This window comes from Edaphobacter sp. FHG110511_03 (assembly GCF_059115365.1).
Window position 1 is genome coordinate 437,736 of record NZ_JBZYWL010000006.1, and the last position, 17,321, is coordinate 455,056.

Annotated in this window: 12 protein-coding genes; 4 read left to right on the forward strand and 8 right to left on the reverse strand. The window is 54.2% G+C overall.

Annotated features, from left to right (window positions below; genetic code table 11):
- Positions 1–141: 141 nt before the first annotated feature.
- The 5 genes from AC5S26_RS24235 to AC5S26_RS24255 form a co-directional block, all read right to left on the reverse strand.
- Positions 142–507, reverse strand: coding sequence for a M13-type metalloendopeptidase (locus AC5S26_RS24235; RefSeq protein WP_494187610.1), 366 nt, complete (start codon positions 505–507; stop codon positions 142–144).
- The gene (locus AC5S26_RS24240; RefSeq protein WP_494187522.1) at positions 438–1,082 is read right to left on the reverse strand and encodes a dihydrofolate reductase family protein; all 645 of its coding nucleotides are present in this window, start codon (positions 1,080–1,082) and stop codon (positions 438–440) included. The genes AC5S26_RS24235 and AC5S26_RS24240 overlap by 70 nt, the downstream gene beginning before the upstream one ends.
- A 195-nt stretch (positions 1,083–1,277) precedes the next feature.
- Positions 1,278–2,423: an isoaspartyl peptidase/L-asparaginase family protein gene (locus tag AC5S26_RS24245; protein WP_494187523.1), complete on the reverse strand. Its 1,146-nt coding sequence runs from the start codon at positions 2,421–2,423 to the stop codon at positions 1,278–1,280.
- A gap of 157 nt (positions 2,424–2,580) precedes the next feature.
- Positions 2,581–5,673 carry an efflux RND transporter permease subunit gene (locus AC5S26_RS24250; RefSeq protein ID WP_494187524.1) on the reverse strand — a complete coding sequence of 1,031 codons (3,093 nt, stop codon included), beginning with the start codon at positions 5,671–5,673 and terminating at the stop codon, positions 2,581–2,583.
- On the reverse strand, positions 5,670–6,902 hold the full coding sequence (locus AC5S26_RS24255; RefSeq protein ID WP_494187525.1) for an efflux RND transporter periplasmic adaptor subunit: 1,233 nt from the start codon (positions 6,900–6,902) through the stop codon (positions 5,670–5,672). The genes AC5S26_RS24250 and AC5S26_RS24255 overlap by 4 nt, the downstream gene beginning before the upstream one ends.
- A 616-nt stretch (positions 6,903–7,518) precedes the next feature.
- On the opposite strand from AC5S26_RS24255, the gene AC5S26_RS24260 reads away from it, so the two are divergent.
- From AC5S26_RS24260 to AC5S26_RS24275, 4 genes are all read left to right on the forward strand, one after another.
- Positions 7,519–7,902 carry a DUF302 domain-containing protein gene (locus AC5S26_RS24260; protein ID WP_494187526.1) on the forward strand — a complete coding sequence of 128 codons (384 nt, stop codon included), beginning with the start codon at positions 7,519–7,521 and terminating at the stop codon, positions 7,900–7,902.
- A 707-nt stretch (positions 7,903–8,609) separates the two neighbouring features.
- Positions 8,610–9,779 (forward strand): efflux RND transporter periplasmic adaptor subunit, encoded by a 1,170-nt coding sequence (locus AC5S26_RS24265; protein ID WP_494187527.1) that lies wholly within the window; start codon positions 8,610–8,612, stop codon positions 9,777–9,779.
- Positions 9,780–9,781: 2 nt separating this feature from the next.
- Positions 9,782–12,952, forward strand: a complete 3,171-nt coding sequence (locus AC5S26_RS24270; RefSeq protein WP_494187528.1) for an efflux RND transporter permease subunit — start codon at positions 9,782–9,784, stop codon at positions 12,950–12,952.
- On the forward strand, positions 12,949–14,337 hold the full coding sequence (locus tag AC5S26_RS24275) for an efflux transporter outer membrane subunit (protein WP_494187529.1): 1,389 nt from the start codon (positions 12,949–12,951) through the stop codon (positions 14,335–14,337). Before AC5S26_RS24270 ends, AC5S26_RS24275 begins: the two co-directional genes overlap by 4 nt.
- 117 nt (positions 14,338–14,454) lie before the next feature.
- On the opposite strand, the gene AC5S26_RS24280 is transcribed toward AC5S26_RS24275, so the two are convergent.
- The 3 genes from AC5S26_RS24280 to AC5S26_RS24290 all read right to left on the reverse strand — a co-directional run bounded on the left by AC5S26_RS24280 (position 14,455) and on the right by AC5S26_RS24290 (position 17,302).
- Positions 14,455–15,756 carry a nucleotide disphospho-sugar-binding domain-containing protein gene (locus AC5S26_RS24280; RefSeq protein ID WP_494187530.1) on the reverse strand — a complete coding sequence of 434 codons (1,302 nt, stop codon included), beginning with the start codon at positions 15,754–15,756 and terminating at the stop codon, positions 14,455–14,457.
- 150 nt (positions 15,757–15,906) lie between these two features.
- On the reverse strand, positions 15,907–16,545 hold the full coding sequence (locus AC5S26_RS24285; protein WP_494187531.1) for an FMN-dependent NADH-azoreductase: 639 nt from the start codon (positions 16,543–16,545) through the stop codon (positions 15,907–15,909).
- Positions 16,546–17,026: 481 nt separating this feature from the next.
- Positions 17,027–17,302, reverse strand: coding sequence for a hypothetical protein (locus AC5S26_RS24290; protein WP_494187532.1), 276 nt, complete (start codon positions 17,300–17,302; stop codon positions 17,027–17,029).
- Positions 17,303–17,321 lie beyond the last annotated feature (19 nt).

A 17,321-nucleotide genomic window follows, 5' to 3' on the forward strand; every position in this document is an offset into this window, starting at 1 on the left:
TTCTCTGCAAGCGCTTCCAGTACAACCTTGGTTATAGCTGCGGTTGGACTCCCGATCGTCGCCTACAGAGTAGCCTGTAAATAACCCTCGCTAATCTGATGTTCGCCGCTCGCATCACCATATACGAGCACGTGTAGAAGGCTAAATGTACAACGTCTCACCTTGGTCGACGTCGAAAGCGATATACCATAGGTCGATATTTCGAACGACGCCATTAACTTGAAACTTGCGGGGGTTGTAGGGATCACTGGCGATCTGCTTTCGTATGTACTCGGGCGTTGCCTTTCCCGCCCATGTCTGCGCCCATCCAAAAAAGACACGCTGATCTCCAGTCATCCCATCCAGAACTTGGACGGGTTTACCGTGTAGTGAGACGTGATAAGCATCCAGAGTCCGGCAATTGGTGCCGTGCAGTACAGCAGGCCAGGATTCGTCTTCTATCTTCTCGTGAGTACAACATGAGTCGCGTACTCCGTGGCCTCGTGCTCTGTCACAGAAAATCCCAATGCGGGCAGGTCAATGCCGCTAAGAAGTGCCTCACCTTGACCAAGGGCAACAGGTGAAAGTGCAAATTGGAGGGAGTCGATCAGCCCAGCCTGCAGATACTGCCGCACGGTGGAGACACCGCCTCCAATCTTGACGTCTTTGCTACCCGCTGCTTGTTTCGCGAGCCTCAGCGCCTCTTCGATTCCGCCGCTGACAAAGTAGAAGGTCGTCCCGCCTTCCATCACGAGGGGTTCACGCTCGTAGTGCGTCAGAACGAAGGTCGGCGCATGGTATGGCGGATTGGAACCCCACCATCCCTTCCAAGAGTCATCGTGCCATGGGCCACGGATCGGGCCAAACATGTTGCGGCCAAGGATGAAGGCACCAAAGTTTTCCATCGACCGCCGTCCGAACGCGTCGTCCACAACGATCGATCCGCCTTCCTTCCCCTGCATGGCACGGAATGTCCGGGTAAGGAAGAACCACTGAAAGAGCTCTTGACCGCGCTTGCCCAGCGGATCGTCCAGACTCTGCTCTATCCCTGCACCAAAACCGTCCAACGAAATGCTAAATCCCGCAACGCGAACCTTTGACATGTATGCTCCTCGCTTTCTAAATTCCCATTAACCCGCCCATGGTCACGTCATCAGGTTTGAGCGGACTTTGACCTGACGAAATGATCCCTGGGCGATCGCGCACCGGTGAGCGGCATATTCTCAAGCACGGCTTTGATGCTTTCGCACATCGTGTTGGGTTTGCGGTTCGCACCTGGATACGACTACAGCATGCAGCTACTTGACGTGAATCTCTGGGGCGCTGCCTTCTATCTGGCGGGCGCGAAACATGCCCAGAGTGTTGGAGCTCCATACGGGATCGCTGGTTGGTGTGAGGACAATGACACCACCTTCGCCACCCTTGAGCTCGGGCAGTTCAATGTGGATCATGTGGTCGGCGGCTTGCTGTGGAGATTGGCCTTGCTCGACGAGAGTGCAGATCTCGCGCGCTAAGGCAAGGCGGATGAAATATTCACCGACACCGGTGCCGGATACGGCGCATGAGCGGTCGCTGGCGTATGTGCCGTCGCCTATGAGCGGAGAGTCGCCGACGCGGCCGGGGAGCTTGCCTTGCATGCCTCCGGTGGAGGTGGCTGCGGCGATGTGACCTTCGCTGTCACGAGCGACTGCGCCGACTGTGCCAAAGCGGTGGGCGAAGATTGGCGGGTTGCTGGGCGCGCCCCCAACTGGGTTAGAGAGGGAGGCTGTGCCTGGTCCGGTATTCGAGCCGGGGGCGGCTTTAGGTTCCGGGCCAACTCCTGCAGGTCTAGGAGGAATCGGGCGGTTGGTTTGGCGCATGATGGAGGCGAACTCCTGCCAGCGCATTTCGGTGAAGAAGAAGGAGGGCGGTTGCTGTTCGAGGCTCTGTGCGCGAGAGAAGGCATCGGCTCCGGGACCGACCATCATCACGTAGGGAGTGTGCTCCATGACAGTACGGGCAAGGGCGATGGGATGGCGGGTGAACTGCACGTCGGCGACCGATCCGGCGGAGCGCGTAGCCCCGTCCATGATGGCGGCGTCCATCTCGTTGGTACCGTCGGCGGCAAAGGCTGCGCCGCGACCGGCGTTGAAGAGGGGATCGTCTTCGAGGACTTCGACCGCGGCTTCCACAGCATCGAGGGCTTTGCCATGCCGCCGGAGGACGGCAGCGCCGGCGGCGAGGGCTTTCGCGAGAGAAGCGTGGTAGGCGGCGGCTGTGGCCGGGTCCATGTGCTCCCATTCGCTCTCGCCTGCGCCGCCATGGATCGCGATGGCCCAGTGCTGGGAGGATGTTGTGCCTGCCTTGTCTGTTGCAGGTGTCGCTGCATTCATTGTGGTCCGGATGGGGCACAGGAGGGCACAGGAGAGCGTAAAGGAAAGAACATTGCGGCGTAGCAGAATCATGCAGATCATCTTAACCTTGCGCGAAGACCATCTCGCAATAGGTAATTCTCGGTTGTCAGGTAATGCGGTCATTGAGCTGCTATCGAGATCAAAAATGACACCTTACAATCACCCACTTTTGGGGCGACCCGAATGAGGTCCGACTCATTTTCTCTGTCTAAGCCCGCGAGGGAACGATCTCTTTCTGGCTTGGCCGCTTTCTACGATTGAGGATCGTCTGAAAGCGGGACATATAGATGTAGACAACCGGTGTCAGGTAGAGAGTGAGGATCTGCGAGAAGATCAAGCCACCAACGACAGCGAGGCCGAGTGGACGACGGCTTTCAGCTCCGGCACCTGTGCCTATAGCGATCGGGATAGTTCCTACCAAAGCACAGAAGGTCGTCATCATAATGGGGCGGAACCTTACCAGGCAGCCTTGGTAGATAGCTTCGGCTGGATTCATACCCCCCTCTCGTTCCGCATTGATGGCGAAGTCAATCATCATAATGGCGTTCTTCTTGACGATACCGACGAGCATGATGATGCCCACGATTGAGTAGATATTAAGGTCGTTATGAAATATCCATAGGGTGAGTAGCGCTCCGAAGGCGGCGGAAGGGAGTCCAGACAATATGGTCAGAGGATGGATGAAGCTCTCATATAAGACTCCCAGAACGATGTAAATCACGACTACAGACATAATCAACAGTAGGCCCATGCCCCGCATGGAGTCTTGAAAAACCTCAGCTGTACCTTGAAAGATCGGTGTGATGGTGGGAGGCAATGTCTCCTTCGCAGTGGCTTCGATGAAGTTGACGGCCGATCCGAGCGAGACGTCTGATCTGAGGTCGAATGACAGTGTTACGGCAGGGAACTGACCGATGTGATTTACAGTGAGCGGGCCTATGTCTTCGACGAAACGGGTAACTGAGCTAAGCGGAACAAGAGCTCCATTGCTCGAATGAATGTAAAGGTAGGAGAGGGTCTGCGGAGTGAGCTGGTACTCGGATTTCAGCTCCGTGATCACATAATAGCTGTCATTGTGCGCGTAAATGATGGAGAGCTGACGTTGCCCATAAGCCGTATAAAGTGCATCTTCGATCTGCTGCGCGCTGATGCCTAGGGAACTGGCCTTATCGCGGTCGATCACCACATTGACCTGAGGGTTCTCAACTTGCAAGTCGGTATTAACATCTTTCAGCAGGGGAGACTGTGAGAGCTTTCGAGCGAGTATTGGCGCATACCGATAGAGTTCGGCGGTGTCTGTACCTTCCAGCGCTAGCTGATAGAGGCTGTTAGCGGGCCGAGCCCCGATATTGATCGCCGGGGGGTTCTGCAAAAAAACTTTGACTCCCGGAACCTTGGCTACTTCAGGTCGAAGGGCATCGATGATCTCCTGTACGCTCCGCTTTCGCTGTTCGCGAGGAACAATATGATTGAAGATCTGTCCGGTATTTCCGGCACCGCCCCCGGCGAAGGCCGCGGCGGTATGAGGTTCAGGAATGCTATTGACGATCTTCATCACATCGAGAGTGTGCTGCCTCATCGACTCCCATGAGATACCTTGGTCGGCCTGAATGCGAGTCGTGAATTGATCATTGTCGGCTACTGGGAAGAAACCCGTGGGCAAGCCTACAAACAGGTATACGGTCGCAGCCAGGATTATCCCCGCACCGAGGATCGTCAGCCTCTGATGCCGGAGGACCATCGTAAGGGTAGCGTTATAGGCGCGATACATAATTTGAAAAGGTGACTCAAGCAGGTTGTAGAGCCGTCCATGCTGGTGAGTCTCTGGTCGCAGGAAGCGACTGCAAAGCATGGGTGTGAGTGTAAGTGAGACAAATCCGCTAAGCAGAATGGCGGCGCCGATCGTGACAGCAAATTCGTGGAGTAGACGTCCGAGAATGCCTCCCATGAAGAGGAATGGGATGAAGACCGCGGTCAGCGACAACGTCATGGAGAGGATAGTGAAGCTGATTTCTTTTGATCCGTCGAATGCAGCCTGAATCGGGGTCTTGCCCATCTCGAGGTGACGCACAATGTTTTCGAGCATCACGATGGCGTCGTCTACGACAAACCCTACGGACAAGGTGAGCGCGAGAAGCGAAAGGTTATCTAGGCTGTAGTGCAGCAGATACATGACCGCAAATGTGCCGACGAGCGTGAAGGGAAGTGCCAGACTCGGAATAACTGTGGCGTAGACATTCTTGAGGAAGATGAAGATGACCATCACCACAAGAAAAATGGTCAATAGCAGCGTGAACTTCACATCGGCGACAGAATTCTTGACGGTGAGGGAACGGTCATATTCGACGTCTAGATGGATTGATGGGGGAATACTTCGCTGAATTTTCGGAAGAAGAGCCTTAATTCTATCGACAATTTCGATAGTGTTGGTTCCCGGTTGTTTCTGGATGTTGAGAATCACCGCCGGTGTGCTATTGACCCAACTTTGATTCTTGTTGACCTGCACACTGTCGAGTACGTCGGCGACGTCTTGCAGGCGCACGGGTGCTCCATTGCGGTGTGCTACAACAAGGGAGCGATAGGCAGCTGCATTGGTCAGTTGGCCGTTAGCTTGAACGGTATAGGCCCGAGTTGTTCCCCAAAGCGTGCCGCTCGGCAGATTAACATTTCCATTCCGGATCGCGTTCGCAACTTCATCGATGCCGATACCGCGAGAGGCCATAGCGAGAGGGTTGAGCTGAATACGGACTGCGTATTTCTGCGCTCCCAGAATATTGACCTGTGCTACGCCGGAAACCATCGAAATCTGCTGCCCGACGACGTTCTCCGCATAGAAATCTACGTCGGAAAGAGGCTGTGTGGTCGAAGTGAGCGAAAGGAAAAGAATCGGTTGTTCGGCAGGATTGACCTTACGGAAGGTGGGAGGCGAGGGCATACCAGGTGGAAGAAGTCCACTGGCCGCAGCGATTGCCGTCTGGACGTCGCCTGCCGCACCGTCGATGGCTCGGTCAAGATCGAATTGCAAGGTGATGGTTGTTGAACTCTGCTGGCTCGTTGAGCCCATCTCCGTAAGGCCAGGTATGGCTGAGAATTGCTTTTCAAGCGGAGTCGCGACCGACGCAGCCATGGTTTCTGCGCTGGCCCCGGGTAAGGAAGCAGTCACTTGTAGGGTGGGAAAGTCGACACTGGGCAAATCACTGACGGGCAAGGAACGATAGGCGACGATCCCTGCTATCAAAATTGCGGCCATTACCAAAACGGTAGCGATCGGACGACGGATAAAGAGGCTGGCAAGGTTCATAGAGCCTTCATTGCGTTACCCGACTTCTGTATTGAAACCTTGGCACCTGGAGAGAGGGCCACTTGGCCGTCAATGACTACCGTTTCGCCAGACTTCAGGCCGCTGGTGACGACGGAAAAACCATTGGTGGTAAGGGAGGATGTGATCGTCCTGCTCTGCGCCGTCCCATCTGGCATTACGACATACACGTACATTCCATTTTGGCTGGTAAGCACAGCCGCTGAAGGCACAACAATTGCCGATCTTAAGACAGACAGGACGATCTCCGTGTTCACAAATTGGCTTGGCCAGAGGCGCTCGCTCGTATTGGGAAAGGTTCCCATGAGCTGAATCGTTCCTGTGGATGTGTCAATTGCGTTGTTGATGAAAGAAAGAGTGCCGCGTTCAACCATTGGCGCACGTTGTGACTGGTCGTTCTGGACGGTTGCGAGCACAGTCGCAGACTTGCGATCAAGAGCTTTGAGGGGCTGAAGAAATTGCTCAGGAACTGAAAACGATACGTATATGGGTGCGATCTGGTTGATGACCACTAGCACACTGGTATTAGGCTGGACCAGATTGCCAGGCTGGATCAAGAGACTCCCCGTACGGCCATCAATCGGAGAGGTGATCGTGCAATAACTAAGGTTTAGTTTGGCAGCGTCTACCGCGGCCTTGTCGGAGCGTACTACCGATTCATTCGCCTCAGCTGTGGCTTGAGCCTGCTCATTTTGCTCTGCAGAAACGACGCCCTGACTGGCAAGCTCGGCATACCGTTGAGCCTGCGCTTTGGCGCGGGTGGCGTTAGCGATATCCCGAGCCAGATTCGCCTGAGCCTGCGCAAATGCAGACTCATAAGGCTGTGGATCGATCGTGAACAGAACTTGGCCTCTATGCACTCGATCTCCTTGATGAAAGCCGACAGACTTCAGTTCACCGCTCACGAGCGCACGAATTGAGACTGAGGAGACGGTCTGTACTGAACCGATGGCTTGTAAGCGCACAGGAACGTCTTGAATCAGAGCTTTAGCCACCGTAACGGGAACAGCGGTAGAGACCTCTTGGTTCGTGGCCACGCCCGTCTGGCAGCCCGCTACAAAACCGGTGATGAGAAGAAAAAGCAGAACATGCCGCAGACAAGGGGCAACATGAAATCGAGTCAACCACAGCCATGAGTACATATTGTTGGACGCGACTCGTTTCGAACCTTTATTCGAGTTCATCAGTGTGAAACCGCGAGATATTCTCATCTTCGATGAGTTCGACCTCCATGAACCTTGCCCTCTTCCGCGAGATTCCCTGATACGGCGATAATATTTCCCAAAACAGCGGATACGTGTGGATATGCTCGGAGTTACCGATTATACGTTCGACTAGAAGACAAACAATGCCGTGATGGGCATTATTACGGGCGAGTGCCGCCAATAACGTTTCCCGGACGTGAATCTAGTGGGTTTTATGGATCGCCTTCGCGCAGCCTCATAAGGATGACAAATGCCCTCTTGATGGGCCGCCGCATACGCATTCCCAACCCCGGTTCCCATAGTTTCGCCGACTTTATCATTGCCCTGTGCCACGGGATGGGTGGCATAGCGTTTCGCCAAGATATGGGACGCGGTGATGGGAGGTTTGGATGTGGTGGACCCTGACTCGGTCAGGACGAGGTCACTGAGTTATACGATTTCTCAGTGTGAAGCGCTATCATCGCAAACCATAAGAATGTAAATCGGGCCATTTTGCGATGCTGAACCGATTTTCAGAACTTTGGAAGCCACTATGAACTGCTCGAATCGACGAAGAAGCAGGTTTAGAAATCTCCACGAATAATATAGATGGATGCATCAAGTCGCCGAATGGAGGCCGACCATGAACGAGGGTTTAGTGGAACGACTGAGCAGATTCTCCGTCGATGAGACTGTGGATCGACTAGAGAATGCGTTGCGGGTGAAGGAGATCAAAATCTTCGCGCTCGTCGATCACAGCGGAGAGGCTGCGAAAGTGGGCATGACCCTCGCTCCAACTAAGCTTCTAATCTTTGGCAGTCCCAAAGCAGGGACACCGCTAATGCAGGCTTCCGCGAATGTTGCTCTTGACTTACCGCTGAAGATCCTCGTCCGGCAGGACGAGGAAGCGAGGACGTGGATTATCTACAATAGCCCACAATATCTCCTGGCACGGCACAACCTTCCTGAAGAGCTCCTTACGAATATCGCCGCCATCGAGTCGCTTGTCGCAACCGTAGCCGAATAAGTTGCGGCTCCCAACGGATATAAAACTACACTCGAACATCCCGGCACGTCGGCGCGGCAAAGCTTCCGGGACAAAGAAAGGGTGGCGAGGCCTTACTTTGCGGGGTTACGACATTTCAGCTTTGCGCTTACAAGGTAATGTTGGCACCCGATAGAAATCTCAGGGTTCAGGGCCCATTAGAAATCGCAATATAGTGTGTAGTTTGTCGTGCGGTGAAAATGTGCAGAATCACCGTATTTTTGCCGTTTTCCCATATTCCATCCGCCACGGGCCGCGCGCAAATTCTGTTTTTGTTGTCAGGACATTAATTCCGAGATACTAACATTTGTTACCGGTCCGGATAGATGAGTGATTCGGCGATTTTGCAACAATCCAGCTGCACAGGACTCGTTGTACTCGCGTAGTACGAAAGGTGCGTTTAAGAGCGGCTGGGTCGGAGAGCAGGATGGAGCCTTGAGAGGGCCAGCTTCTCCTCATTTACTGCTCAGGTTCCTGGAGGCGCCTGACAGAGTTGATTAGCGCTGTACGGTGCGATTCCATTACGGTATTTTGCAATTGTCGAAAAGAAAGCCACACGTGTTGCTCCAGAGCGCTATAATTCCGCTCAAATCAGGATCGAGTTAAGTCAATAGTTGCTCCCAGGCCCCGAAGATATGCAGCAGTGATCTGAAGTTTGTGCTTTCGCTTAGTACAGGCGAGGAGGCCTTGTGACCCTACTGCCGTATCCAGAGCGCATCTTTGGCGCTCCCGCCACTATCGCGGGATTCTTTCTCCTGTTGTCCATTACTGGTTGCGAGAAAAAGGAAGCACCTTCGCCGCCACCGCCCCCCGAGGTCGAGGTGACGAATGTAGTGGAACAAAACGTTCCCATCTATCAGGAATGGGTAGCCCAGTTGAACGGTCAGATAAACGCCGACATCACTCCTAAGGTGCAGGGATACCTGATCAAGAAGAATTACTCAGAAGGTTTCTTCGTTCGTAAGGGACAGCTACTCTATGAGATCGATCCTCGTCCATTTGTAGCAGCCCTCGATCAATCAAAGGCGCAGGTCGCAATGGCTGAGGCGCAGAGATCTGAGGCTGACAACAATGTCGTGAGAGACCGTCCCTTGGCGGCTCAGAGTGCGATCCCTCAGAAACAGCTCGATACAGACGTCTCGATTCTCGCTGCCTCCACAGCGCAGGTCGATGCGGCGAAAGCCAGCATGGCACAAGCCGAACTGAACCTTGCGTGGACAAAGGTGTATTCGCCCATCGATGGATTAGCTGGAATATCGAATTCGAATGTAGGCGATCTGGTAGGCACGACCACCAAGATGACGACGATATCACAGGTCAATCCGATCCGAGCCTACTTCAACATTAGCGAAAGAGATTATCTCGGCGAAGCCCAGGCCATTTCGCGTTTGGTTCGCGGGGGTACGGCACGAGGGCCTTCACTGCCAATCGAATTTATCCAGGCGAATGGGGTCGTATTTCCTGCAAAGGGAAAGATCATGTTGGTGAACCGCGAGATTGCCGCTTCGACCGGAACCATTCAGGTTGCCGCCGAGTTCGCGAATAAAGACGGGATTTTGCGGCCCGGTGGTTTCGGCACCGTACGTGTTGAGACCGGCACAAGCAGAAATGCTCTGCTGGTTCCGCAGGCAGCCGTGATTGAAGTCCAGTCTATGTACCAGATCGTTGTCGTGACTCCTGACAACAAGGCAGAATTTCGTCCGGTGAAGGTGGGCGAGCGGATTGGTACAAACTGGATCATCACTGAAGGATTAAAGCCGCGCGAGAAGATCATCGTTCAGGGCTTTATGAAAGTGCGACAAGGCACGCCAGTTATTCCCAAGCCTTATAAAGTTGCATCCACGCCGGGGAGTGAGTAATCGTGTCCAAATTCTTTATCAATCGGCCGATCGTAGCGATTGTCATCTCCATCCTGATGATCATTGCGGGCATTGTGTCGATGTTGAGTTTGCCGACAGCACAGTTTCCTAATATCGCGGATCCACAGATACAGGTGATTGCGAACTACACAGGTGCGGATGCGGAAACTGTGGCACAGTCTGTCGCAACGCCGATCGAACAGCAAATGTCGGGCGTTGATGGCATGAATTATATGTACTCGTTGAATTCCAGCAACGGGAAGATGACCCTGACGGTGGACTTCGGCATCGATACGGTTACAAGCACTGACCAGATTCTGACTCAGATGCGAACTTCGCAGGCTAACTCCCAGTTGCCCAGTTCCGTGTTGAATCAGGGAGTCACGGTACAGAAATCAACCGCTGCGCCGTTGATGCTCATCGATCTCAGTTCTCCAAATAACTCCTACGACAATATATTTCTGGCGAACTACGCCACGATCAATCTCAACGACGCCTTGACCCGTGTGCCGGGTGTTGCGTCGGTGTCCATCTTCGGCGCCGGTCAATACGCGATGCGTTGCTGGATTAATCCGGACAAACTGGCAAGTCTGGCGATCACGGTACCTGAGATCATCAATGCAATACAGGCGCAGAATAACGTGAATCCTGCGGGCCAAATAGGTGGTGACCCGGTCCCTCCGGGACAGCAATTCACATACACGGTACGCGCGCCTGGGCGTCTTCCGTCCGCCGAAGAGTTTGGACAGATCATCGTGCGAGCAAGGTCCGGGGAAGGAATCCTTCGGCTGAAAGACGTGGCCCGTGTGGAGTTGGGAGCTCAGAACTACAGCATGATCGGTCGCCTCAACGGTAAACCGGCAGCTCTGGTAGCGGTATACCAAGCTCCCGGAGCAAATGCAGTTGCAACTGCTGCAGGAGTACGCAAGCTGATGGAGGAAGCGAAGACCCGATTTCCCCAGGATCTTGATTATGTAGTTGCCCTCGATACCACCTTGTCCGTTACTGCCGGAATCAAGGAGATCAAACACACCCTAATCGAAGCACTGGTGCTTGTAATTATCGTTGTCTATATCTTTCTGCAAGGTTGGAGAGCTACACTCATTCCCCTGTTGGCGGTGCCGGTGTCGCTGGTCGGCACCTTTATGGTTTTTCCCCTTCTCGGTTTCTCCATCAACACCCTTTCACTGTTCGGATTGGTATTGGCGATCGGACTAGTTGTAGACGATGCGATCGTCGTTGTAGAAGCCGTTGAGCATCATATCGAACACGGCCTGACTCCGCATGATGCGACTGTCAAGGCAATGGAAGAAGTAGGCGGCCCGGTCGTCGCCATCGCACTCATTCTGGCTGCTGTATTTGTCCCTACGGCGTTCATTCCGGGGATCACGGGTCGGCTCTATCAACAGTTCGCCGTTACTATAGCAGTATCCGTCGTCTTCTCGGCATTCAACGCACTGACGCTAAGTCCTGCGCTCTCAGCAATGCTGCTTCGCCCAAAGAAAGAGTCATGTGGCCCGCTGGGAGCGTTCTTCGGTTGGTTCAATCGCGTCTTTGGGCGAGTGACGGATGGATACGTCAATACCTGCAAACACCTTATCCATAAAGCAGGTTTCGCTTTTTTGTTGTTGCTGGTGTTTGTTTTGGGAGCTGGGTTCTTCGGAAAGAAGGTGCCCGGAAGCTTTCTTCCTGACGAAGATCAGGGATATGTTTACGTTGGGCTTCAGCTGCCAAATGCAGCTTCATTACAACGTACTTCAGAAGCATCCAAGGAGATTGAAAAGATCATTCTTGATACCCCAGGCGTTCAAAATGTGAGCTCGGTAGTGGGTTACAGCATGCTGAGCGGAGTAAACACCACATACAGCTCATTCTTCTTCGTCTCATTTAAGAGCTGGGAAGAACGCAAATCACATGAGGAGAGCTATGACGCCATCAAACGTCACCTTACCGTTGCCTTGTCCAGAGTCACGTCAGGAATAGCGTTCGCATTTCCGCCGCCCGCAATACCGGGCGTTGGCACTTCGGGCGGCTTTACCTTTGTTCTAGAAGATCGCTCCGGAAGTACAACCGAATTCCTGGCGAAAAATACCCAGATTTTTATGGAAGCAGTTCGCAAACGGCCCGAGCTTGCAGGCGTCATGACGACAGCACTTTTCGGAGTGCCTCAAGTGGGCATCACTGTGGACCAGGAAAAGGTACTGACTCAACAGGTCAACCTGGCAAGTGTGTACCAAACACTACAGGCCTTCATGGGTGGATCGTTGGTGAACTACTTCAATCGCTTCGGACGCCAGTGGCAAGTCTACGTTCAGGCCGAAGGAAACTATCGAACATCCGCCGATAATCTCGGCAAGTTTTACGTCAACAATAGCTCAGGACAGATGGTACCGCTCAGCACGCTTACGGGGAACGGGCCACGCAGCGGTCCTGAGTTTGTGATGAAGTACAACCAGTTCCAGGGCGTACAAATCAACGGCTCTGCAGCACCGGGGTACAGTTCGGCGCAGGCAATAGCCGCACTGCAGGACGTTTTCCAACGGACGATGCCAAGCGAAATGGGGTACGACTACATGGGGATGTCGTACCAGGAGGTTAAGGCATCGCAGGGTGTTTCGCCAGGCGTAGTCTTTGGGCTTTCGTTCTTCATCGTGTTTCTGATCATGGCTGCGCAGTACGAGAGTTGGACGCTGCCTCTCAGTGTTCTTCTGGGCGTTCCGATCGCGGTCTTCGGCGCTTTTGCGGCGCTGTATCTCCGTCGGCTGGACAATAACGTCTACGCCCAGATCGGCCTCGTTATGCTCATCGGCCTATCTGCTAAGAACGCCATCCTTATCGTGGAATTCGCCAAGATGGAACATGAAAGCGGCAAATCGTTGATCGATGCCGCTCTATCCGGCGCAAAAATGCGGTTGCGTCCGATTCTAATGACAGCATTCGCATTCATTCTGGGCTGCGTACCGTTATGGACGGCTACAGGAGCGGGTGCCATCTCGCGGCAGGTCCTGGGCACAGTTGTGATTGGAGGCATGCTGGCTGCTTCGTTGCTCGCGATCTTCTTTATTCCCGTCTCTTTCGATGTTGTCGAACGTTTCGGCTATCTCTTCAAAAAGGAGAAGCCGGCACCGCAAGGAATCGAGCCTGTCTCCACTCACGAAGGACCCGTGTCATGATACGCCCAGGCGCATTTTCGGCTGTCGTACTGCTGCTTTTGATTGCCGGCTGCAAGGTCGGACCTAACTACAGCCGTCCAACGGTAAGCACTCCTGGACAATACCGTGGCATCGCACCGGATCTGGCCGCGCAGGCAGCCGTTCAGTCCATCGCTGAAACTAAGTGGGAGAGTGTGTTTCAAGACGAGTCGCTACAAGTACTCATCAAAGAAGCGCTGATCAATAACTATGATATGCAGATCGCTGCCACTCGTATCCAGCAGGCCCAGGCAATCGTTGGAGTTACGCGTGCGAATCAGTTGCCTAACCTCTACGGAACGGCAGGGGTGGATTATCTCCGCAACCGTTTAGCGCCAAATGGACCAACCATCGATTCGGTCGGCATACAACTAAGTTATATCGCCGACTTTTGGGGAAAGTATCGACGGGCTACGGAGGCAGCGCGAGCGCAGTTGCTCGCCACCACCTATGGACGCAGTGTTGTTCAGACAGCTTTGATCTCTGATGTCGCCGTAGCCTATTTTCAGCTCCGCCAGTTCGACTACCGACTGGACTTCTCGCAACAAGCCGTCACAGCCGACAAGGACATTCTGCGAATCAACACGCTCAAATATAAGGGTGGCGAGAGCGCAATCACTGACGTTTATCAGGCAAACTTGCTCGTGCAGCAGGCCGAAGCTGAAGTGATAAATGCCCAAAAAGGTATTGAGCAGAGCGAGAATCAGATCAGCATCTTGCTTGGTAGAAATCCGGGACCGATCGGACGTGGTCTAGTGCTGAATGATCAACCCCACATGGCCACTGTGCCTACAGGGCTCCCGGCAACGCTTCTGGAGCGACGTCCTGACGTCCGTCAGAGCGAAGCAGCCCTGATGTCGGCAAATGCCAATGTCGGTGTGGCCAAGGCTGCATTTTTCCCCCAGATATCTTTAACCGGCCAGTTTGGCGCACAAAGCACTGCCTTGACCAGCTTCCTGCAAGGACCCGCCACGGTATGGTCCGTCGGTGCGGAAGCATTGCAACCGCTCTACGCTGGTGGCGCTATCCGAAGTGCTTATAATCTTGCCTGGGCACAGCGTAATGAAGCGGAATTGAGTTACAGACAAACAGTTCAGAATGCCTTCGGAGACGTCTCGAACGGTCTTGTCGGCTACAACCAGTCAAGGCTCTTTCGGATGAAGATCGAGGAGCAGACGAATACCTACCAAGAGACAGCCCGGCTCGCAAATGTTCGCTTCAAGAACGGATCCACGAGTTTTCTAGAAGTGCTTGTAACGCAACAGCAATATTTCATATCCCAGTTGGCTCTCGCTCAGGCATGGAATGCGGAGCTTCAAAGTTACGTTCAGCTATATCAGGCACTGGGCGGCGGATGGAATCCATAGTGCAGTTGTCACTTGGTTCGCAGTACCGATTAACCAATTGGGCAGGTCTCAATTTGGAGAATTGCGCTTTTCCGAGTCACGCCGCCCGCGAGGCCGACATTTCGGCAAGTTCACCGGTCAGGCTGGGCGAAGGGTTTGGTCTTTATTGAAAACGCGATAGGGAAGTCGCCCTACTCTCAACGCGTCTTCAACAATGTCCGCAGCCCGCTGCAACCCGTCTATACACAGCATGGAAGCTTGCAGGTTGCGGGCCGCACAACGATACCGTTCATCTTTCAGAACCGCCTGCACCGCTGCGCTTAGCCGTTTCGCATTCAGCCTACGCCTGGATACGACCACACCCGCTCCTCGCGCTGCAACCCGGGCAGCAACTCCGGGCTGGTCGTTGCCCAAAGGGATGCACGCCAGGGGCACACCCTCTGCCAGCGACTCCAGCGTGGTGTTTAGCCCGGCATGCGTGATGACAACCGCTGCTCGCTTCACAATCTCGAGTTGCGGTGCGTACTTGACCACGATTGGATTGCCGCTCAGAACGCCCAGTCGCTCGGGATCGATCCCACCTCCAAGCGAGATCACAAGCTGAACATGAAGACTCGCGCATGCGTTTGCTATGACCCGGAAAATATCCTGCGATCGGTTTTGCAGCGTGCCAAGAGACGCATACACCAAGGGTCGCCCATCCAGCCGATTCCATTCAAAGTCAACACTGGGCCGCTGTCTAGGATCTACAAACGGGCCTGTGTAATGCAGGATCGGAGGCCGATCGCCGACCTCAAACTCAAGCACCGCGGGTAACTGTGCGATCTGGGCCAGCGGCGACAGCGCATCGGTGGAGCGCTTGAAGGGCTTCAAACCCCATGCCCGGCGCTGGTCGTTGACTGCCGAAAAAATCGGTGCGGCCATACGAGAAAGCAACCGGAAGCCCAGCCGGTTGCGGAATCGACTGAGCCAACTCTGACCTGCGCTCCAGCTAAAGCAAAAGGGTGGAATCCGATCGTCCTGAACCAGAGGCGGAAAGCAGGCAATCGATATGAAGGGTAGACCAAGGTGATCCGCCACACTTCCGCCCATGTCTGCTTCGTCAACCAGCAGGGCATCTACCCTGGCGCTGCGAACTGCCTGCGGTCCGTCGCGGAGAATCATCAGCGCGGTATTTCTGACCCGCTCGACGGTAAAGCGGAAAGTTGCGAGACCTTTTTGCTCGCTCAAGCGTTGGTCCAGTTTTTTCAACGTTCCGAGCGGATAATCGCTCTTGCCGATGAGGCAAAACTCGACTCCGGCCGCTCTCACCGAAGCTTCGATGTCGGCAATGCCAAAGACCACTACAGTGTGACCTCGCTGCTGGAGACTCCGCGCCAGCGCGGTGAATGGATTAATGTGGCCAGTCCCAGGAAAGCAGAATGCGCCGATCCTTGCCATGTCTTTCATCCCATCTTTTCGATGAAAGAAGTCACACTTTCTATACGTGGCTCAGACTTGTTTGGATTGCTTCGATGTTGCTCATGATTTACCCCCCTTTTGATTTACTGTGTCTCTACGCACTGGATGAGGCGAGACGGGGTAATCCGCTCAGAGCTTGCCATGCTTCCTTGCGAGATCGGCCGAGGCGTTCTTCGCCTTTTCGAGATCGCCTTCAGGATCCGCCGTCAGCTCGGTTGGCTGGAACCGGACTTCGTCGATATTCGTGACTCCGGCCTGGTTCAACCAATCACGCATGTAAGTCGAATGATGGTCGACGCCGAACGCCGGGGACGGGCAGTGAGGGGCAAAGGCGCCCGAGGTCAACAGCAGCGTCGCATGCTTGTTCTTGAGCAGACCGAAATATCCCGTCTCGGCCTCCAGACCCCAAAGCAGACCCGGCTGGTGGATGATGTCGATGTACAGCTTCAGCCGATAAGGAATGCCGCTATTCCACATCGGCACGGCGAACAGGTATCGGTCCGCCGAGATGAAACGATTCGTTATCTCGACGATCTCGTCCCATGCCGTCCGCTGCTCAGCGTTCTGATCCCGGCCACTGATGATGTTCATCTTGGCTGCAGCCTTGATTCCATCGAACTCGGGAAGCTTTTCTTCCCAGAGACGAAGCGTATCGATCCCGAGAGCCGGGTTCTGCTCGCGGATAGCGGCAAGGTAAGCATCAGCCATTTGAATGGACTTGGAATCATGCCCCTGGGGAGAGGCTTCCACATAGAGCAATCTTGTCATGATCGGTCTCCTGGAAATGGACATGGTATGGCCAACGCGCCCGCCGCTGACTCGGTCGTTCGTCAGCCAGCCAGTACCTCGGTCAAGACCTCAACCCGTCGCAACTCTTGCTTGCTCATCTGGAGCCAACCCATCCGTCGCCTCCGAACCTCAACCATCAGGATGGGGCAGCGACATTTTGGCTTTGCGGAGCTACGACACTATCGCTTTGCGCTCCTAAAAGTCATGTTGGCACCCGATAGAAATGTCAGGGTATCTGACTCATTAGAAATGTCAGTATAGGTCATAGCCGTCGTCGTGCGGTGGGAATGTGCGAATCGTCGTTCTTTGGCGATTTCCACACTTCCATCCGCACCGCGGCGCGAGATTTTTTCTAACACTTGTCCCGGTGGAAGTAACCGGCACCGCCGTGATAGCAAGCTGCTCCCCCGTACCAATTGCAGCCAGTAGCTGTATCCCCAACCATAACTGCCGTTCATCATTAGCCGATTGCCAAACCTGTATGGAAGTCGAGTACTCCGGTGGTGATCATGTCTGTCGTACTGTATCCCGGTGTTGCTACGGGGTGCCGTAGACGACGGTGGGGTTGTATTCCGGAACCGATGGTCGTCGCTTGCAATGAGAGGGGCACACAAAGCAGCTGACGGAGACTCCTTACGACATCATCGGCACTCGCTGCATGAGCGAAGCTAGCCAACAGAAGGATGAGTGCTGGAAGGTAGAGTAGCCGCTGTGTCTTGATGGTGTTGAGTCTCATTGGATTCTCTCCGAATAAA